The sequence below is a fragment of the Streptomyces aculeolatus genome (assembly GCF_020400605.1).
Classification (GTDB): Bacteria; Actinomycetota; Actinomycetes; order Streptomycetales; family Streptomycetaceae; genus Streptomyces; species Streptomyces aculeolatus.
The window spans coordinates 164534-183614 of sequence record NZ_JAINRD010000006.1; the positions used below are offsets into that span (position 1 = coordinate 164534).

General features: G+C 73.0%; 19 protein-coding genes. 12 read left to right on the plus strand and 7 right to left on the minus strand.

Translation table 11 applies throughout. The features are described 5' to 3' along the window. Positions 1-65: 65 nt before the first annotated feature. The 3 genes from LG396_RS13415 to LG396_RS13425 are packed head-to-tail and all read left to right on the plus strand — an operon-like array spanning position 66 to position 4802. Complete coding sequence (locus LG396_RS13415) at positions 66-1322, plus strand: FxsB family cyclophane-forming radical SAM/SPASM peptide maturase (RefSeq protein ID WP_225794948.1); 1257 nt, start codon at positions 66-68, stop codon at positions 1320-1322. Between the two features lie 25 nt (positions 1323-1347). After that, positions 1348-3843, plus strand: coding sequence for a lantibiotic dehydratase family protein (locus tag LG396_RS13420; protein ID WP_225794949.1), 2496 nt, complete (start codon positions 1348-1350; stop codon positions 3841-3843). Continuing rightward, positions 3840-4802: a thiopeptide-type bacteriocin biosynthesis protein gene (locus LG396_RS13425; protein WP_225794950.1), complete on the plus strand. Its 963-nt coding sequence runs from the start codon at positions 3840-3842 to the stop codon at positions 4800-4802. The genes LG396_RS13420 and LG396_RS13425 overlap by 4 nt, the downstream gene beginning before the upstream one ends. Positions 4803-4841: 39 nt before the next feature. On the opposite strand, the gene LG396_RS13430 is transcribed toward LG396_RS13425, so the two are convergent. After that, the gene (locus LG396_RS13430) at positions 4842-5741 is read right to left on the minus strand and encodes a transglutaminase-like domain-containing protein (RefSeq protein WP_225795065.1); all 900 of its coding nucleotides are present in this window, start codon (positions 5739-5741) and stop codon (positions 4842-4844) included. Between the two features lie 162 nt (positions 5742-5903). Continuing rightward, positions 5904-6902 (minus strand): GNAT family N-acetyltransferase, encoded by a 999-nt coding sequence (locus LG396_RS13435; RefSeq protein ID WP_225794951.1) that lies wholly within the window; start codon positions 6900-6902, stop codon positions 5904-5906. A gap of 111 nt (positions 6903-7013) precedes the next feature. On the opposite strand from LG396_RS13435, the gene fdxA reads away from it, so the two are divergent. Together fdxA and dapC are read left to right on the plus strand one after the other, a co-directional pair. Continuing rightward, positions 7014-7340, plus strand: coding sequence for a ferredoxin (gene fdxA / locus LG396_RS13440; protein WP_026276100.1), 327 nt, complete (start codon positions 7014-7016; stop codon positions 7338-7340). A 99-nt stretch (positions 7341-7439) separates the two neighbouring features. Next, positions 7440-8546, plus strand: coding sequence for a succinyldiaminopimelate transaminase (gene dapC, locus LG396_RS13445; protein WP_225794952.1), 1107 nt, complete (start codon positions 7440-7442; stop codon positions 8544-8546). A gap of 193 nt (positions 8547-8739) precedes the next feature. On the opposite strand, the gene LG396_RS13450 is transcribed toward dapC, so the two are convergent. Both LG396_RS13450 and LG396_RS13455 read right to left on the minus strand, forming a co-directional pair. Continuing rightward, complete coding sequence (locus tag LG396_RS13450; protein ID WP_037740808.1) at positions 8740-9108, minus strand: hypothetical protein; 369 nt, start codon at positions 9106-9108, stop codon at positions 8740-8742. Positions 9109-9392: 284 nt separating this feature from the next. After that, positions 9393-10334 carry a heavy metal transporter gene (locus tag LG396_RS13455; protein WP_225794953.1) on the minus strand — a complete coding sequence of 314 codons (942 nt, stop codon included), beginning with the start codon at positions 10332-10334 and terminating at the stop codon, positions 9393-9395. 169 nt (positions 10335-10503) lie between these two features. Between LG396_RS13455 and dapE the strand changes: the two genes are divergently transcribed. Beyond that, positions 10504-11577 (plus strand): succinyl-diaminopimelate desuccinylase, encoded by a 1074-nt coding sequence (gene dapE, locus LG396_RS13460; RefSeq protein ID WP_100300775.1) that lies wholly within the window; start codon positions 10504-10506, stop codon positions 11575-11577. Between the two features lie 160 nt (positions 11578-11737). Continuing rightward, positions 11738-12478, plus strand: a complete 741-nt coding sequence (locus LG396_RS13465) for an LOG family protein (RefSeq protein ID WP_018834974.1) — start codon at positions 11738-11740, stop codon at positions 12476-12478. A 28-nt stretch (positions 12479-12506) separates the two neighbouring features. Here the strand turns inward: LG396_RS13465 and folP are convergent, their stop codons facing one another. Continuing rightward, positions 12507-13367: a dihydropteroate synthase gene (gene folP / locus LG396_RS13470; RefSeq protein WP_225794954.1), complete on the minus strand. Its 861-nt coding sequence runs from the start codon at positions 13365-13367 to the stop codon at positions 12507-12509. Positions 13368-13588: 221 nt separating this feature from the next. On the opposite strand from folP, the gene LG396_RS13475 reads away from it, so the two are divergent. Continuing rightward, positions 13589-14161: a DivIVA domain-containing protein gene (locus LG396_RS13475; protein ID WP_225794955.1), complete on the plus strand. Its 573-nt coding sequence runs from the start codon at positions 13589-13591 to the stop codon at positions 14159-14161. After that, on the plus strand, positions 14158-14739 hold the full coding sequence (locus LG396_RS13480) for a DNA-3-methyladenine glycosylase I (protein WP_308190101.1): 582 nt from the start codon (positions 14158-14160) through the stop codon (positions 14737-14739). The genes LG396_RS13475 and LG396_RS13480 overlap by 4 nt, the downstream gene beginning before the upstream one ends. Positions 14740-14900: 161 nt before the next feature. Here LG396_RS13480 and chcB read toward each other — a convergent pair whose 3' ends face one another. Beyond that, positions 14901-15704, minus strand: coding sequence for a 2-cyclohexenylcarbonyl CoA isomerase (gene chcB / locus LG396_RS13485; RefSeq protein ID WP_100298995.1), 804 nt, complete (start codon positions 15702-15704; stop codon positions 14901-14903). Between the two features lie 340 nt (positions 15705-16044). Between chcB and LG396_RS13490 the strand changes: the two genes are divergently transcribed. After that, positions 16045-16212: a DUF3117 domain-containing protein gene (locus tag LG396_RS13490; RefSeq protein WP_018834979.1), complete on the plus strand. Its 168-nt coding sequence runs from the start codon at positions 16045-16047 to the stop codon at positions 16210-16212. A gap of 170 nt (positions 16213-16382) precedes the next feature. On the opposite strand, the gene LG396_RS13495 is transcribed toward LG396_RS13490, so the two are convergent. Then, a complete protein-coding gene (locus LG396_RS13495; RefSeq protein ID WP_165440377.1) occupies positions 16383-16958 on the minus strand; it encodes an O-methyltransferase in 576 nt (191 codons plus the stop codon). A gap of 354 nt (positions 16959-17312) precedes the next feature. Between LG396_RS13495 and sigE the strand changes: the two genes are divergently transcribed. Beyond that, the gene (sigE, locus tag LG396_RS13500) at positions 17313-18116 is read left to right on the plus strand and encodes an RNA polymerase sigma factor SigE (protein WP_199787587.1); all 804 of its coding nucleotides are present in this window, start codon (positions 17313-17315) and stop codon (positions 18114-18116) included. Continuing rightward, positions 18113-18922: an anti-sigma factor family protein gene (locus LG396_RS13505; protein WP_225794956.1), complete on the plus strand. Its 810-nt coding sequence runs from the start codon at positions 18113-18115 to the stop codon at positions 18920-18922. The genes sigE and LG396_RS13505 overlap by 4 nt, the downstream gene beginning before the upstream one ends. Positions 18923-19081: the final 159 nt, after the last annotated feature.

Consider the following 19081-nt stretch of genomic DNA (forward strand, 5'->3'; position numbering starts at 1 on the left):
AGGCGCGTGATGCGGCCGCCCGCGTGCGGCCGCATCACGTCGCCACACCGACCGAGGGATGCTGCATGACCGAACTGCCCATCGTCGACATTGCCGCTGCAGGTCGTGAGTGGCCCACCCCGGACCTGGTGTCCAGGGTGCGGGCCGACGGAACGTGGCAACCACTGCCGTTCCGGGAGTTCATCGTCAAGGTGCACGGTCGCTGCAATCTGGCCTGCGACTACTGCTACATGTACGAGATGGCCGACCAGAGCTGGCGCACGAAGCCGGTGCTGATGAACCGTGCGACGCTGGATCAGGTTGCAGCCAGGCTCGGGGAGCATCTCGCTGTGCACGCCGAAGACCTGCAAGAGGTGACTGTCAAGATGCACGGCGGTGAGGCGCTGCTGGTGGGCGCTGACGAGCTCGACCGAATGGCAGGGCTCTTCCGCGCCGCGGGGCCACCCGGTGTGGTGGTGAACCTGGCGGTCACCACGAACGGCATCCTGCTGGACGACCCCCGCATTCTGGAAGTGCTGTACAAGCATGGAATACGCGTCAACGTGAGCTTGGACGGCGACCGGCGCGCGCACGACAGGCACCGCGTCTACGCTAACGGCCGGGGAAGCCACGAGGCGGTGCTGCGAGGGCTATCCGCGCTGTGCAGGCCACCGTACAATTCCCTTTTGAACGTCCTGCTGTGCACGATTGACATCGCCAACGACCCTATCGACGTCTACGAGTCGCTCGTCGCCGTGGGCGCTCCGTACATCGAGTTCGAACTTCCGCTTGGAAACTGGTCGGATACCCCGCCGGGTTGGGACGCTCGGCGCACCGCCTACGCTGAGTGGCTCATCCAGATCTTCGACCGCTGGTACGACACGGTGCCGCTTCCGACGGTCGTGCGCAGCTTCGAGAACATCATGGCGCTCGTGCTCGGCGGCCGCAGCCGGACCGAGGGCTACGGGATAGGGACATTCCAGACGCTGACCGTGGAGACGGACGGTTCTATCGAACTCGTCGACAGTCTGAAATCCACGTTCGGCGGTGCACCGGACACCGGTCTTGACGTGTTCCGCGACTCGTTCGACGCCGCCAGGTTCCACCCGGGAGTCGTCGCTCGTCAGATTGGCCCCGCCGCTTTGGCCGATGAGTGCAATGCGTGCTCGATTCGCGACATCTGCGGCGGGGGTGAGTACAGCCACCGTTATCGGCGGGGCAGGGGATTTCGCAACCCCTCCGTGTATTGCGCCGACCTTACCGAGCTGATCGTGCACATCCGCGACCGCGTGCGTGCCGACATGCGTCGGCGGGACATGCCGGTCGGCGGCCGGCAGGACTGACACCGTGATCCCTGAACCTGTATGGGTGCTGCGCGGCAACCCGCTGCGTCGTACACGTCTGGCCGACCGGGAGTCGACGGTTCTGCTGGCACGGTTGGTCGAGGCCGAGCGTGAGGCGGTGTCTCTGGCCCGGAAGTGCTCGGAGGAGCTGTACGTTCAGATCGGCCGGACACGAGGCGGCAAGCGGTCGGTGCTGGTGGCGCTCCGCCGCGACATCCACAATGGACGCTCGCCGCAACCGTCCGCCGTGTCCCTGAGCGCGACCGCGTCACCCGCGGTGGGCCGATGGGTCCGGCACAGAGAGCGGCTTGACGTCCTGCGCGCAGAGGTACGGGTCGGTCACGAGGCCGCCCTGGCCCGCGAACGGGCCTGGCTGGCTGTCATGCTGGGCGACGAGGACCTGCGTCGGGCACTCGCCCTCGTCGCCCCGCAGGTGGACGCCGCTGCCCGACGCTACCGACGGGACTGGGCGTCGGGCGGCCCGCTGGGCGCGTCCCTGCTCAAGTCGGAGCGTGGCCTGCTCCAGTACGTGACGCGGGCCATGATGCGTACGAGTCCGCTGTCTCGCTTCACCGCCGTCGGGCTCGCTGTTCCCGGACGCTCCGGCGTCGACGTGGGAGAGGCAAGTCCGTGTCCTGCGATCTCCGTGCTCTCGCTCGACCGCGCTCTCGCCACGTACGTGATGGCCGGGCTGCCTGGCATGACACCGGTGGAAGCGGACGACGACACCTGGGTACAGCAACCGCCGACCTCGGTCTATGACGTGGAAAAGGGTCGCTATTCCTTCAACCGGGCGGGAGAGGGGGAAGGCCGGAGGGTTTCTGTTCGGCCCACGGTGGCACTGAGTGCGGTGCTGCAGCTTACGGATATGGGCCCGCGTCAACTCGGCGAGGTCTCTGACGGCATGGCTCGTCTCCTCGCCATCCCACGCTCGCAGGCGAACCGCACCGTGCTCGGCGCAATCCGTTCCGGCGCGATATGCACAACGATCGCTCCGGAGAAGCACCAAGCTGACCCGCTCACCCCGCAGGGCGGCGCCATGTCTCCCGACGTGCGTGCGGCGCTAGGTACCGTACGGGAAGGGCTGAGTCTGCTCGGCCGCGGGTCGGCTGCGGATCGGGGCCCAGTCCTCGCGGACGTCCGCGGCGCCGCGGACGTGCTCCAACGCGTGGCGGAGCGCCCGGCGCCGCTACCTGTCCAAGAGGACTTCGTACTGCCACCGGTTAAGATCACGACGCACCGGTGGCGGTCCCAGTTGGATGATCTCGCGGCGGTGGTGGAGTTCGAGAGCGCCTTCGACCGACTGCATGAGGTACGTGCCCTGCTGACGGCGGCATTCGTGGCCCGCTTCGGGCCAGGCGCCGTCGTACCGCTGTGCGACCATGCGGCGTCGCTGGTCCGCGAGGTCTACGAGCGCGAGATCCGGTACCGCTTGGGGGGCGAGGATGGACTCGGGCCCGACGACGGCTCCTTGGGGGCACTCAGGAAGCTGCGAGAGAGCGCGCTCATCAGTCTCTCCGCGGAGGTGGATCGCCACGGCTGCAGTGCCGAGGAAGTGCGATGGCGTCCCAGCGAACTCGTCGGGCTGGTTACCGCGCTGCCGGAGCGGTTCCGGCGTATGCCGCTGTCCTACGGCGCGCTCGTGCAGCCCGCTGGGAACCGGCTGATCTTCAACACCGCCTACGCCGGGCACGGACCACTCTACGGCCGTTTCCTCGGCCCGGACAGGGAGTTGGGCGGTACCGCAGCACAGCGACTGGCCGCTCGGCTGACCTCCCGCTACGGCACCGACGGCGCATTGGTGGCAGAGGATATCGGTCTGTACCGTCCCGGTCTCAACGCCCACCTGCCCGTGCTCGACACGAGGCTCGGGGCGGCGGACTGGCCAGCGGTGCGCCTGGTCCACGTGAAGGACACGGACAGACTCCGCATGGAGACTTCGGAGGGCAGGGAGTTGCGGGTGATTTCTCTGGGCGGCGGGTTCCCGGACTTCCATCCCCCTCCACTGCGTATTGCGACATGGCTGACCAGCGGCGGACGGCTGATCAACGATCTCGCCGGGCGACGCTACAGGCTGCGTGACCCGGAATCGGAGGCGTTGTACTCTTGCCCGCGTCTTGTAGCCGGGGACACCGTGTTCTCCCGACGACGCTGGTACCCCGACGGAGGGTTGAGCGAGGCACTGGAGGCGCCCTCGTCGGCCGAGCGGCTGCTCGCCCTGGCCGCATGGCGTGCGAGGCACGGGATCCCTGCCGAGGTCCTGATCAAGAACGCCGCCGACCCCCGCCGGCGCCCTGAGGCACGGGAGCGCCTGAGACAGAAACCGCACTACCTCGACTTTGACAGCGCGCTGATGACGCGCGTACTGCCGCAGGCACTGCGGCGCCGGGGCACTGACGCAGACACGCTGTACATCGAGGAAGCACTTCCTGACGCCGAGGCATCCCTTCGGGCGCGCGAGTGGATCGTGGAGATCGACCGTGCGCCTGGCGGCCTGTTCGGCTACGCGAGGGCCGGATGAATCAGCTTCCACCGAACGCCTTCCCCGTCCGCGGCCACGATCCCGCCGCCTGGTCCAGCTGGCACCTGCATCTGTCGTCGTACGCCCCATCCGTGTACGACCGAGTGGTACGGGACGTCATCCGCCCCACCGTCGCCGACAATCCCGACTGTGCGTGGTTCTTCCTGCGATACCTGCGCGGAGGACCACATCTGCGGTTGCGATTCCATCGTCTGCCCTCTGCCGCCATCGCCGTAACGGAGGAACGGTTGCGCGAGCGATTGGCCACAGCCGGCGTCCTGCGGGGCGACGAGGAGGTGGTGAGCGCGGCGGTCCACAGACGGCAGACCACCCTTCAGGCCCGTACCGACGCTGTCGGCGTCGCGCCGGAGGCATCTGGAGGGCCACTGCCCGCGGGCGTGTACCGGACGGCCTACGTACCGGAGTACACACGTTACGGCGGCTACCGCTTGATGAGTCTGTCCGAGCGGCTGTTCACTGTCAGCAGTGCACTCGTACTCGACTACCTCAGGCGTACTCGTGACCGCCAGGAGCGAATGGCGATGGCACTGCGGGCTTCCGCCTGCGCGGCCCTCACCCTGGCCGACCGCGACGAGGCGGCCGCTCTCTTCGTAAGGGATAGTGCTGTCTGGCGGCGGTGGCTCGTCTCCTACGGCCATCAGGAAGCCGAAGTTCAGCGCTGGGCCCACGCGGCGCGCTCCGCGGCCCTGGCCGAACCTCAAGCGCGAGCGTTGCTCGCGGCGCCGCACAGCGGTCCGCTCACCAGTTGGCACGCTGCCTGCAGCGAAAGTGTCGCCGCGTGGAGGCAAGTGCCGGACGTGGCAGCCGTTCGCGTGCTCTCCTCGCACCTGCACATGCTCTACAACCGGCTGGGACTTGGGCCGGTCGACGAGATGCGCGTCCACTCCGCGCTTGCCGCCTGCTTCCAAGAGGCGAGCGTGCGTGGGACACACCCGTGAACTTCACGCGCGAGGCGATGACCGGCCCGCGCCGGGTGCTCAGTTGAGGCGGGCGCGGGCGGCGCGGGCCTGGCGGCGCAGGGTGTCGGCGGCCTGCGGCTCCATCGCCGCTATCACCGAGGCGTACTCCTCCAGCTCCGCCGCTCCGGCGACGAAGTCGCCGCGGGCGACGAGGAGCTGCGCGCGCTCGTGGCGCAGCCGGGCGGGGTGGCTGGGGAGCAGCAGGGCGAGTTCCACGGCGGCGAGCTGTATGCCGGACTGCTCGGGGCGGGCGGCGGCCCAGGCGCGGATGTTGTTCAGGATCCGCAGCACGATGTCCAGGGGGTCGGCGGGTACGAGCATCGCGGGCGACAGCGGTTCGCCGCCGGTGGCCTCCGAGACGAGCAACTCGGCGTCGGCGGGGGAGAGGAGCCGCCCGCCGTCGAAGGGGTCGGCCAGCACGGATTCCCCTGCGGCGGGCAGGACGGGGCGGGCGCCGGCGGGGGCGCCCGCGGGCGGGGCGGCCGCCGACGGTCCGACGGGGGGTGGGCCGAAGCCGACGACGAAGTGCCCGGGGAGGGCCACGCCGTACACCGGGGCACCCGCGCGGCGGGCGACCTCCATCCAGATCACGGAGAGCATGATCGGCAGCCCGCGGCGGCGCCGCAGCACCTCGTGCAGCTGGGACGACTCCAGCCGCCGGTAGTCGCCGGGCGTTCCGCGGAACCCGAAGCGCTCCCCGAGCAGCTCGGCGGCGGCCTGCGCCCAGGCGCGGGGCCCGCCGGGCGCGTACGGCAACTGCCCGGCCAGCTCGTCCAGCTCGATCTGCACGGCGTCGATCCCGCCCTCGTCGAGCCCGGGATCGGTCTCGGCCGCGACGAGCAGGCAGAGCAGCGCGAGGTCGGGCCGCGGCACGCGGGCCTCCTCCGCGAACCTGGCCCGGTCGCCGACGCCGGACATGCTCATGCCCCCATTGTGCGACCTGGCAGGGCGCACGTCCCGCGCAAATGTGAGACCGGTGGGGAAGGAGCGGCTGGCGGGGCATCTCACAGGGTGGCGGCGGGGCGGGTGAGCCGAGCGGTGCGGCCCCGCGCTGCTGCGGCGGCGGTGGTCAGACAGGGCTCAGGTCGTCGGGTGGTGGCGGTAGTGGTAGGTGTGGTGGGTGGTGAAGTCCAGGTCGGCGTAGAGCGACAGGGCAGGGGCGTTGTCCGGTTCCACCTGGAGGTACGCCGCCGAGGCGCCCTCCGCCAGCGCGCGGGCGGCGAGGGCCGCCATCACCGCCGTGGCCAGCCCGCGGCGGCGGTGGGCCGGAGCGACCTCGACCGCCGCGAAGCCCGCCCAGCGGCCGTCGACCACGCAGCGGCCGATCGCCGCCGGGCCGCCGTCCGGGTCCGGGACCGTGGCGAACCACACGGACGGGCCGCCCTCCAGCACCGCCCGCGCGGCCGGCGTCGGCTCCGCGGCCCGGTTGTAGAGCGAGAACCACGCCGCCGATGCGGTACGGGACAACTCCACCCGCTCCGCGCCGCCCCGGTCCGCCACCGGCGCCAGCTCGCCGACCTGCACCAGCGCCGTCCGCTGCACCGTCCAGCCCCGCGCGTCCAGCTCCGCCGCCAGCGGCTCCGCCGTGCCCGGCGCCCCCGTCGCGACCTGCACCAGCGCCGGCAGCCCCCGCTCCCCGTACCACCGCGTGACCCGCGCCAGCGCCGCGTCCAGCGGCAGCCCCGGGTCGCCCAGCGGCAGCACCGAATTGGCCCGGCTCGTGAAGCCGTCCGAGGCCCGCAGCGTCCACTCGCCCAGCCGCTCGGCCGTCACCGGCGGCCACCCCCGTGCCGCCACACGGGTCAGCTCCGCCGCCGTCGCCGCAGGTCCGCGCCGCCGCGCCGGTGCCGCCGGCACGACCTTCCCCGCCACCACGGCGGCCTCCGGAATCCGGACGACCTGACCGTTCCGCCGCGTGACACGCAGCTCGCCCGCGTCCCACGATGTGAGCACGCCCACCGCGTCCGTGAACCGCGCGTCCTTCTCGGTGGCATCTGTCAGCCGCCGTACCGAAACGCGTTTTCCCACGTCAGCGGGGGTGATGCGGATTTCGAGCCGCGCCCCAGTGGTGAATTCCACAGCTCTCCACGCCCCTCTTGTTCGCTCCGTGCCCGGGAACGGAGATACTAGGTGCGGGCATCGACACGCCGCGCTCCCGCGCCGCCAGCCTGATCGAGGAGGAACGACAGCGTGACCTACGTCATCGCAGAGCCTTGTGTGGACCTCAAGGACAAGGCCTGCATTGAGGAGTGCCCCGTCGACTGCATCTACGAGGGCCAGAGGTTCTTGTACATCCACCCGGACGAGTGCGTCGACTGCGGTGCGTGCGAGCCGGTCTGCCCCGTGGAGGCGATCTTCTACGAGGACGACACTCCGGAGGAGTGGAAGGACTACTACAAGGTGAACGTCGAGTTCTTCGACGACCTCGGTTCGCCCGGTGGCGCCTCGAAGCTCGGCCTGATCGAGCGGGACCACCCGATCGTCGCGGCCCTGCCGCCGCAGCAGCACGACGAGTAGGCACGAGCAGACCGAGCACCACGGCGATACGCATCGCCCCCGCCCCGTCGGCCCCGGGCTGAGCGGCGGGGGCTGTCGCGTCGATTGAGGACAGTGAGAGTGCGACCCGTCACCTCCCGGCTGCCCGTCTTCCCCTGGGACCGGCTGGAGCCGTACAAGACAGCCGCCGCCGCCCACCCCGGCGGCATCGTCGACCTGTCCGTCGGCACCCCGGTCGACCCGGTTCCCGGGGTGGTCAGGGCCGCGCTCGCGGACGCCGCCGACAGCCCCGGCTATCCGCTCGCCTGGGGGACCCCGGCGCTGCGCGAGGCCATCGCCGGCTGGTTCGGCCGGCGGCTCGGGGCGGACGTCGGGCCGGACGCGGTGCTGCCGGCGATCGGCACCAAGGAGCTGGTCGGCTGGCTGCCGACGCTGCTGGGGCTGGAGCCGGGGGACCAGGTGGCGTACCCGCAGCTCGCGTATCCGACATACGAGATCGGCGCCCTGACGGCGCGGGCGGAGCCCGTGACGTACGCCGATCCGGTCACGGACCTCGACCGGGAGCGCGTCAAGCTGCTCTGGCTCAACACCCCGTCGAACCCCACAGGGCGCACCATGGACGCGGCCGAGCTGCGCCGCGCGGTGGAGTGGGCGCGTGGGCACGGGGTGCTCGTCGCCTCCGACGAGTGCTACCTGGAGCTGGGCTGGGAGGCGGAGCCGGTCTCGGTGCTGCATCCGTCGGTCTGCGGCGGCTCGCACGAGGGACTGCTCGCCGTCCACTCGCTGTCGAAGCGCTCCAACCTCGCCGGCTACCGCGCGGGGTTCGCCGGCGGTGACGCGGCGGTGGTGCGCGAGCTGGTCGCGGTGCGCAAGCACACGGGGATGATGGTGCCGAAGCCGGTCCAGCAGGCGATGATCGCCGCGCTGGGCGACGGACGGCACGTGGCCGAGCAGCGCGAGCGCTACGCGCGCCGGCGGGCGGCGCTGCGCGAGGCGCTGGCGGGGGCGGGCTTCCGGATCGAGCACAGCGAGGCGTCGCTCTACCTGTGGGCGACGCGGGACGAGCCGTGCTGGGACACGGTCGCCGAGCTGGCGAAGCTCGGGATCGCGGTGGCGCCGGGGGAGTTCTACGGGTCCGCGGGGGAGCGGTTCGTACGGGTGGCGTTCACGGCCACGGACGAGCGCGTGGCTGCCGCCGTGGAGCGGCTGGCCGCACTGCGGGGCTGAGGGCGCCGTAGCGAGGGCGCCGTAGCGCCCGCGGGACGGCCGTGCGCGGTGCTGACGGGCCGCCGGGCCCGCGGAGGACGGCTCCGCGGGCCGCCGGCGGCCTCGTGGGTCGGCCGGACGGCTCGGACCGCAGGCCCCAGCCGGACGGGCTCGGACCGGGCGGGCCGGGCCGGGAAGGCCCGGGCCCGGTGGGTCAGAGGCCCAGGGCCGACGTGGGCAGCTCGGGGCTGAGGTTCGCGGCGGCGTCGCCGACCGCGCCCTGGCCCTGGTCGACGGTCTTGCCGGTGGTGTCCTGGACCGTGCCCAGGGCCTTCTCGGCGGTCGGGGCGGCGCTCTCGCCGAGCTGGTTGGCCGTCTCGGTACCGGTGGTGAGCACCTCGCTGCCGGTCTGGGAGGCGGTCGCGGGCAGCGAGCCGGTTTCCAGGGCGCTGACCGGGTTCAGGCCGTTCGTGCTGGGCAGCTCGACGGCGCTGGCGGCACCCGCGGCGCCGACGACCGGTGCGGCACCCGCGGCGACGACGAGTGCGACCCGGGCGAGGCGGCGCTTCAGGGGGTGGGACATGGTGCTCCTTTGAGGAGGGTTGCTGATGGTCGTGCCCGCGGTGCGGACGCTGTGACTACCGCGTGAGGCGCCGGAAGGTTGCGGCCGTCCCACGTAAAGAGTTGGTAATGCGTCGCATAATCTGCTTCGCCAGAAAACCGGGCAAAGCGGGTCGCTCCGAGCGTCGTTCGACGGGGTGGGGACCGGCGCTCACCGGGGATTTGTCGGATCGTGGAAAAGAACGGGAAGCGGCGTCCCGCCGTCAGCGTGCGTTGACCGGGTTCGCCCGTACGGGGCGGTGCGCGCTACGGCTCCGTGACGATGCGGACCGATGCCGCGCCCGCCTCGGCGTTCGCACCCTCGGCCTTCCGCCAGCCCGCGGACGAGTCCTCGGCCCGCCACTCGCGGCCCGCGAAGGACACCTGCGCGACGCGCAGCCGCGGTGCCTGCGCCACCGCCCAGTGCGCCAGCTCCCAGCCGCGGCCCGCCGTGTCGACCTCGCCGCCCGCGGCGTCCCCGGTGACCGGCAGCACCACGACCTGCCCGCCGCCGCCCCGGCTCGCGCCCCCGGACCCCTCGCCGGCGCCGGCCGTGCCCGGATCAGGCAGCACGCCGGCGCCGAACTCCCGTTTCACCGCCCTGCGCAGCTGCGCAGGGTCGCCCGAGCGGGTGTCGCCCTTCGCCGTCGTGCACGTGAAGGCGGCGCCGTGGCGGCCCGTCAGCGCGGCGGACAGCCGGGCGGCGGCCGTCTCGTGCTTCGCGTACGCCTGCGGGAAGCCGCTGCGCTGCACGCGCTGCGCGGCCTCGGTGAGCGGCAGCCGGGAGTAGCCGGGGATCTCCGCCAGGTGCTCGTAGAACTTGCCGGTGGAGTACACCGGATCGAGGATCTGCTCCTCCGTGCCCCAGCCCTGGGACGGGCGCTGCTGGAACAGCCCGAGCGAATCGCGGTCGCCGTGCTCGATGTTGCGCAGCTCCGACTCCTGCATGGCCGTGGCGATCGCGATGGTCACCGCGCGCTCGGGCAGCCGCCGGGAGGACGCCACGGCGCTTATCGTCGCGGCGTTGGCGGCCTGCTCCGGATCCAGCTCGTACGCCCCGCCGTCGCCCTTGCCGCGGACCTCGCAGCGCGGCGCGGGCCCGCCGCCGGTGCTGAGGTGGATCAGCAGGTACGCGCCCACGCCGCCGAGCACCGCGAGCGCGACGAATGCGCGGAGGAGGCGGCGGCGGAGGACGTCGGAGGCGGGCACGGGCCCACCGTAGCGTTCGCGGCGGACAACCGCGGCCGCCGGGAGCGCGGCGGGGCGGGGGCCGCCCGCGCGTACGCGGGCGGGGGCGGCCCACGGGGGTGCGCAGGGCGTACGGGCGGGCGTACGGAGGCGCGACGGGCCCGGCGCAGCGGGCCGTAGGGTCGTCGCCATGGACTTGACGCTCGATGCCGCACGGCTCACCGCCCAGCTCGTCGACACCGCCTCCGTCAGCGGCGAGGAGAAGCAGCTCGCCGACGCGGTCGAGACCGCACTGCGGGCCCTCGGCCACCTGGAGGTCGACCGCGACGGCGACGCCGTCGTCGCCCGGACCCGGCTGGGCCGCGCCGAGCGCGTCGTGCTCGCCGGACACCTCGACACCGTGCCCATCGCCGGCAACGTGCCCTCGCGCCTCGACGGCACGTACGAGGACGGCGTCCTGTGGGGCTGCGGCACCTCCGACATGAAGGCCGGCGTCGCCGTCCAACTGCGCATCGCCGCCACCGTGCCCGCGCCCAACCGCGACCTCACGTTCGTCTTCTACGACAACGAGGAGGTCGACGCCTCCCGCAACGGCCTGCGCCGGCTCGCCGAGCGCCACCCCGACTGGCTCGCGGGCGACTTCGCGGTGCTGCTGGAGCCGTCCGACGGCGAGATCGAGGGCGGCTGCCAGGGGACGCTGCGCGTCGTCCTCCGTACAGAGGGCGAACGCGCCCACTCCGCGCGCAGCTGGCTCGGCGCCAACGCCATCCACGCCGCCGCCCCCGCGCTGGCCCGGCTCGCGGCGTACGAATCGCGGCACGCCGTCATCGACGGCCTGGAGTACCGCGAGGGCCTCAACGCCGTCCGCGTCTCCGGCGGCGTCGCCGGCAACGTCGTGCCCGACGTCTGCGAGGTCACCGTCAACTTCCGCTACGCCCCCGACCGCTCGGAGGAGCAGGCGATCGCCTTCGTACGGGAGTACTTCGACGGCTGCGGCGTCGCGGAGATCACCGTCGAGGACAGCTCCCCGGGCGCGCTGCCGGGCCTGGCCCACCCCGCGGCCGCCGCGTTCACCGCCGCGGTCGGCGGCACCCCGCGGCCGAAGTACGGCTGGACGGACGTCGCCCGCTTCACGGCGCTGGGTGTGCCCGCGGTGAACTACGGACCCGGCGACCCGAACTACGCGCACAAGCGCGACGAGCACGTGCACACGGCCCGTATCCACCACTGCGAGGAGCGGCTGCGCGCCTGGCTCACCGCGTGAGCGCGGGCCGCGTCACCGGCTGTTCCGCCGTGGTTCCCGCCGGGGTTCACATGCCTTCGAGCGGCTTCGCCTAGCCTGGGCCCGGAGATCGTCGTACGGGAGGCTTCGTACGGGGAGAGTCTTACGGAACACGAGGAAGCACGACGAAGGGAGCCCGCCCGTGGCCAACCGCGAGGAGTTCGAGGAGCAGCGGCTCGGCCCCGTCATCCGCCGCCGCAGCCGCATCCAGCGCGGGACGATGGACCAGCACCTGCTGGACACCCGGGAGCGGGCCGCGGAGTACGTGCACGAGGACCCGTGGCGGGTGCTGCGGATGCAGGCGGAGTTCGTCGAGGGGTTCGGCGCGCTCGCCGAGGTCGGACCGGCGATCAGCGTCTTCGGCTCGGCCCGTACGGCACCGGACAGCGCAGAGTACGCGCGGGGCGTCGCGATCGGCAAGGGGCTGGTCGACGCCGGCTTCGGGGTGATCACCGGCGGCGGGCCCGGCGTGATGGAGGCGGCGAACAAGGGCGCGCTGGAGGCCGGCGGGCTGTCCGTGGGCCTCGGCATCGAGCTGCCCTTCGAGCAGGGGCTCAACAGGTATGTCGACCTGGGTGTGAACTTCCGCTACTTCTTCGTGCGCAAGACATGTTTTGTGAAGTACTCCCAGGGCTTCGTGGTGCTGCCCGGCGGCTTCGGCACGATGGACGAGCTGTTCGAGGCGCTGACCCTGGTGCAGACGAAGAAGGTGACGCGGTTCCCGATCGTCCTCTTCGGCAGCGAGTACTGGGGCGGGCTCGTCGACTGGCTGCGCAAGACGGTCGTGGACGGCGGCAAGGCCGCGGAGCGGGACCTCGACCTGTTCCACATCACGGACGACGTCTCGGAGGCCGTGGGCCTGGTCACCAAGGAGACGCCGTAGGCCCGGCGCGCCGGGCCTGGGGTCTGTCCTAGGCGAGTCCGCGGCGTGCGACGGCCGGGGGGCGGTGGCCGGCGATGGCGGTCACCATGTCCAGCACCTGGCGGGTCTCGGCCACCTCGTGCACCCGGTACACCTGCGCCCCCAGCCACGCCGAGACCGCCGTGGTGGCGAGGGTGCCGACCAGCCGCTCCTTGACCGGCTTGTCGAGCGTCTCGCCGACGAAGTCCTTGTTCGACAGCGAGACGAGCACGGGCCAGCCCGCCGCGGTCATCTCGCCGAGCCGGCGGGTGGCCTCCAGCGAGTGCCGGGTGTTCTTGCCGAAGTCGTGCCCGGGGTCGATCAGGATCCCGTCCCGCCGTACGCCCAGCTCCGCGGCCCGCTCCGCGAGCCCCAGGGTGACCCGCAGGATGTCGGCCATCACGTCGTCGTACGCGACCCGGTGCGGCCGGGTGCGCGGCTGCACGCCGCCCGCGTGGGTGCACACGAGCCCCGCGCCGTGCCGGGCGGCGACCTCGGCGACCAGCGGGTCGACGCCGCCCCAGGCGTCGTTGAGCAGGTCCGCGCCCGCCTCGCAGGCGGCCTCCGCGACCTCGTGCCGCCAGGTGTCGACGCTGATGACGACGTCCGGGTGGCGGCGGCGCACCTCGGCGATGAAGCCCGCCGTACGGCGCACCTCCTCCGCCGCCGACACCTCCTCGCCGGGACCGGCCTTCACCCCGCCGACGTCGATGATCGCGGCGCCCTCCGCGACGGCCTGCTCGACGCGCGTCAGCGCCGGCTCGTCGCGGAACGTGGCGCCCTGGTCGTAGAAGGAGTCCGGGGTCCTGTTGACGATCGCCATGATCACCGGTTCGTGCGCGGCGAAAGTACGCGACCCCAGTCGCAGCATGCTGCCTCCTCTGACACCCTCCGGGACAGCGGCCCCGGGCTCCTCCCGCGACCATAGCCCGCGGGCGCGGGCGCGGCCGGGCGCCGGGGCAGGCGGGCGGTGCCGCGGTGGTCCGTGCCGGGGCCGTGGGGGCTGTCACAGGCCCCGGCTATGGTGGGGCGCAGCCACCCGGCGTACCGGGCGCGGCCATCCGGCGCCCCGGCTGTCCACGGGGAGACATCGTGTTCTGGTTCATGCTCATCGCCATGGTCGCGGTCGTCGCCGCGGTCACCGTCGTGCTGGCGGGGAACGGCGAGGAGGAGCTCACCGAGCCGCACCCGGACCGGCTCCACGACCCGCTGCCGCCCGACCGCCCGCTCGGCCGCGCCGACATCGACGCGCTGCGGCTGCCCGTCGCCGTGCGGGGGTACCGGATGGACGACGTGGACGACGCGCTGGACCGCGTCGCCGCGGAGCTGGCGGAGCGGGACGCGCGCATCGCGGAGCTGGAGGCCGCGCTGGCGGGCGCGCACGCGGCCGCGTACCGCGGCGCCCGGCCGGGCGCCCAGGGCTACGAGGACGCGCCGCCCGCCTCCGCGGACCACCGGGGACCGGGCTTCGGCGCCGGCGGTGCGGACCTGGGCGGCCGGAGCAACGGCGACGGGGACCCGGGCACGCGGAACCTGGGCCCGCGGGACCTGGGCGGCGGGGGCAACGGCGGCACGGACTGGACCGGCCGGGACCTGCGCGGGGAAGTACTGGGCAACCGCGGCCACGGCGACGCGGACCCGGACGGCCGGGGCGGGCGGGCGTGAGCGCCGACGGCGGGGCCGTGGCCGGGCCCGACGGGCTGCTGCGCTGCCCCTGGGGGCTGTCCGCCGAGGACTACGTCGCGTACCACGACGAGGAGTGGGGCCGGCCCGTGCACGGCGACGACGCGCTCTTCGAGCGGCTGTCGCTGGAGGCGTTCCAGTCCGGGCTGTCCTGGCTGACGATCCTGCGCCGCCGCGAGGGCTTCCGGGCGGCCTTCGCCGGCTTCGCGATCGCGGGGTTGGCCGAGTTCGGCCCCGAGGACGAGCACCGGCTGCTCGCCGACACCGGCATCATCCGCAACCGGCTGAAGGTGCAGGCCACCATCGCCAACGCGAAGACCCTCGCCGGCTGGGCCCCCGGCGAGCTGGACGGCCTGATCTGGTCGTACGCCCCGGACCCCGCCGGCCGCCCTGCGCCGCGCACGCTCGCGGACGTGCCTGCGGTCACGCCGGAGTCCACGGCGCTGGCCAAGGAGCTGAAGCGGCGCGGCGTGCGGTTCGTCGGGCCCACGACGGCGTACGCGCTGATGCAGGCGTGCGGGCTGGTCGACGACCACCTCGCGGACTGCCACGCGCGCTGACCCCTGCCGGGGCGGCATGCGGTTCGGTGTGCCGGGTCGCCGGGACGGGGCACTTGCCGCTCCGGTGGCCCCGGCGCGTGCATGCCCCGTACCGGGGGCGTTGCCGGGACCGGCCCTGACGTGCGCGGGCCGGGTCCGGCGGACGCCCGCCCGGCGGGGGCTCAGCGGCCCGTGAAGCGCGGCTCCTCCTTCGCCACGAACGCCTCCACCGCGATCCTGTGGTCCTCCGACGCGCCCGCCCGGGACTGCAGCTCCGCCTCCTTCGCCAGCGTCTCCGCGAGCCCGTGCCCGGCGCCGTACGCGAGCGACTCCTTGATCGCCGCGTACGCCCCCGTCGGCCCCGCCGCGAGCCTGCGGGCCACCGCCGCCGCCTCGGCGGCCAGGTCCGCCGCCGGCACGACGACGTTCGCGATGCCCAGCGCCAGCGCCTCGTCCGCGGGGATCCGGCGCGGGAAGAGCAGCAGGTCGGCGGCCCGGCCGTGGCCGACGAGGCGGGGGAGCGTCCAGGAGACGCCGGAGTCCGCGGTCAGCGCGACGCCCGCGAAGGAGGTGTTGAACGACGCGCTGTCGGCCACCACCCGGTGGTCGGCCGCGAAGGCGAAGCCCGCGCCGGCCCCGGCGGCGACCCCGTTCACGCCCGCGACCACCGGCTTCGGCATTTCCGCGATGGTGGCGGCGATGGGGTTGTAGTGCTCGGCGACGGTGTCCATCGCGTGGTCCGTGCGCTGCGCGGCCCGGGCCGCCGCGAGGGTGCCGATGTGCTCCTTGAGGTCCTGCCCCACGCAGAACGCCCGCCCGGCGCCGGTGAGCAGCACGGCCCGTACGGCGTCGTCCTCCGCGGCCTGCCGCAGGGTGTCCCGCAGGGCGTTCTTGGTCCCGGTGTCGAGGGCGTTCATCGCGTCCGGACGGTTGAGGGTGACGGTCGCGAGCCCGTCGGCGACCTCGTACAGCACGGTGTCCGCCATGTTCTTCCCTTCGCTACGCCCCGGGGTCACCGGGACTGTGCCGCGTCTCGTCGGTGCCGTCAGCATGGCGGAGATCACTGCCTCGCGACATGTGACGTGCGTCAAATGGAAACGCGGCGCGCCCCTGCCGGGAAGGGCGCAGTATCGCATCCCTCTGGCGGGAATTGGGAGGTTTTGCGGTCGGACGTCGTCGAGAGGATGCGGACCGATGTTGGTCATCAGGACCGGCAATGCGGGATAATGGGCGAGAAGCACTGTGTTCGATGCCGGTGGCGACGAGCCTGTCCACGGGCCGTCGAAGCTTCTCAACGAAGAGCTGGTTTCAGGAAGGGGAACGAGCATGGCGGCCATGAAGCCGCGGACGGGCGACGGCCCGCTCGAGGTGACCAAGGAGGGGCGGGGCATCGTCATGCGCGTTCCGCTCGAAGGCGGCGGGCGGCTCGTCGTCGAGCTGACCCCCGATGAAGCCGACGCGCTCGGCGACGCCCTGAAGAAGGTCGTCAGCTAGTCGGACCGAGGTCCGGAAGAACCCTGTATGCGCCCCGGCCACGTGGTGGCCGGGGCGGATCGGTCTCGGGGCCGGGATCCGCCCGCGCCCTCCCGCGCTCGTCGAGAGGCCCGGACGCATGTCCTGAACGGCTGTGACGTGCGTGATACCCGTCACGTACGTCGTGCCCCTCAGGCCTCGCGCTTGACGGCGCACAGCAGCCCGTCCCCCACCGGCAGCAGCGCGGGCATCAGCTCCCGGCTCTCCTTCACCGCGCGCAGCAGCTCGCGCAGCCGCTGCACCTCGTCGGGCTGGGCCGCCGAGTCCACCGTGCGGCCGTCCGCGAAGACGCCCTCGAAGCACACGACGCCGCCCGGGCGCAGCAGGCGCAACGATTCGCCCAGATATTCCAGGCACTCCATCGGGTCGCCGTCGCAGAAGACCATGTCGTACGAACCGTCCGCCAGCCGCGGCAGCACGTCCAGCGCCCGGCCGACGATGATCCGCGCCCGGTTCGCGGCGAACCCCGCCGCCCGGAACGCCTGGCGCGCGAACTGCTGCCGCTCCGGCTCCGGGTCCACGGTCGTCAGCACCCCGCCGGGGCGCATGCCCTGGAGCAGGTGGATGCCGGAGACCCCGGTGCCGGTGCCGATCTCGACCACCGCCTTGGCGCCCGCCGTCGCGGCCAGCAGCCGCAGCGCGGCTCCGGCGCCCGCGGACACCTGGCGCAGCCCCGCCTCCAGGGCCCGCTGCCGGGCCCAGTGCAGCGCTGCCGTCGCCGAGCCCTGCGCACGCGTCGACGCCGCCGGGTCGCCCGGGGTAACCCCGGCCCGGCCGCTGTCGGCGTCCGCGGCACCGTCCGTGCCGTACGCCTCCGCGAACGACCAGCTCGCCAGCCGGTTGCCGGTAATCGCCTTCTCCTGTTCCCCGTTGGCACCTGCACCTGCATCCGTCGCAAGCGTGACTGTATCCGCTGCCCCTGGGAACCTGCTGGCCGGACCGTGCGTTGGGGGAGACGGAAGTGATACGGACGAGGTAAGGATGCCGGCGGGGATGGTTCCGCTGAATGCGGGAAAATACCGGTCGGAAGAGCTTATCCGGAGCTAACGGGCGAGGTGGATATGGTAGGGGGCCTACTGGACACCACCAGAGCCACCAGGGGAGGTGCGGCCGCGTCCGGCGAACGGGGCGCTCTGCGGCGATTCCGCCGCGGCGGCTCCCAGGCACCGGATGAGCCGAAATCCGTGACCGACAATGCTGATGACCGCAGCCACGCCACCGACACCGTGACCGTTGCCGGATTCTCCGCGTTCCCGGCCGACGACGCGTCGTCCAAGGGGTGGACTCCGCCTTCCTGGGAGGAGATCGTCAGCACCCACAGCGGTCGCGTCTACCGTCTCGCGTATCGCCTCACCGGGAACCGGCACGATGCCGAGGACCTCACGCAGGAGGTCTTCATCCGGGTCTTCCGGTCGCTGTCGACGTACACCCCGGGGACGTTCGAGGGCTGGCTGCACCGCATCACCACGAATCTCTTCCTCGACCAGGTGCGGCGCAAGCAGCGCATCCGGTTCGACGCGCTCGGGGACGACGCCGCGGAGCGGCTGCCGAGCCGCGAGCCGTCGCCGCAGCAGCACTTCAACGACACGCACTTCGACGCCGACGTCCAGCAGGCGCTGGACACCCTCGCGCCCGAGTTCCGGGCCGCGGTGGTGCTGTGCGACATCGAGGGCCTGTCGTACGAGGAGATCGCCGCCACCCTGGGCGTCAAGCTGGGCACGGTCCGCAGCCGGATCCACCGCGGCCGTTCCCACCTGCGCAAGGCGCTCAAGCACCGCTCCCCGGAGGCGAGGGCCGAGCAGCGCTCGCTCGCCGGGGCGGGGCAGGGCGCCTACGGCTCGGACGAGGAGGGCGGAACGCTGTGAGCAGCGTGGGCGGGCTGTCGCCCGCCGAGCAGCACCTGGGCGAGGCGCTGGCGGCGCTGGTCGACGGGGAACTGCCCCACGACTCGCGTGATCGCGTGCTGGCGCATCTGGCGACGTGTCCGCGGTGCAAGGCGGAAGCCGACGAGCAGCGTCGGCTCAAGAGCGTGTTCTCCGCCGCCGCCCCGCCGGCGCCCTCCGACGGCCTGCTGGCCCGGCTGGAGAACCTGCCGGGCGTCGACCTCGACGACGCCGCCCGCCGGTCGCCCTTCGCGGGCCCTCCCGGCGGCGCCGCGAGTACGGGCGGCAGGGCCGGCGCCCGGACGGCCCGGTCCGGCGGCTTCGGCGGTGGTGCGGGCGGCAGCGTCCTCGACGGGGGCGTGCTCGACGGCGGCCCCGGGTTCCCGATCCACGAGGTCGAGCGGCCCTCCGTCGCCCGCGGGCGGCGCTTCGCGTTCGCCGCCGCCGGCGCGGTCTCCTTCGCCGCCCTCGCCCTCGGCGGTGCGCTGCCCATCGAGTCGACCGTCGACCCGGCGGGCGGCTCCCCGGCGGTCACCCCCGGCGACCGCGGCGAGCCCGCGCGCTACTCGTACGACCCCCAGCTCTCCACCTCCGGCGGCGCACAGGACGCCGGCCCGGTCCAGCCGTACACGACGCAGAGCGGGCCGCTCCAGATGGCCGCCTCCGCGACGGCGGCGACGACCGCGACGCCGCAGCCGCCGCTGCTGTCGGTCTTCGCGGTCACCAAGCCGGCGACGTCCGCGCCGCAGACCGCCCTGAGCGGGATGAACACCCCGTCTCCGCAGTGACTGCCGGCGGGGACCGGCGAGGCGTCGGTCCCCGGGCGATGCGCCGGACCGCATGCACCTGATTGAATTGCCAGGGCCCTTTCGTCAATCTTCCGCCGTTCGCCCACAGCGCCGCAGGCCGGAGACTGGCGACAGGCCTAGGGCCTGCCCGGCGGGTGA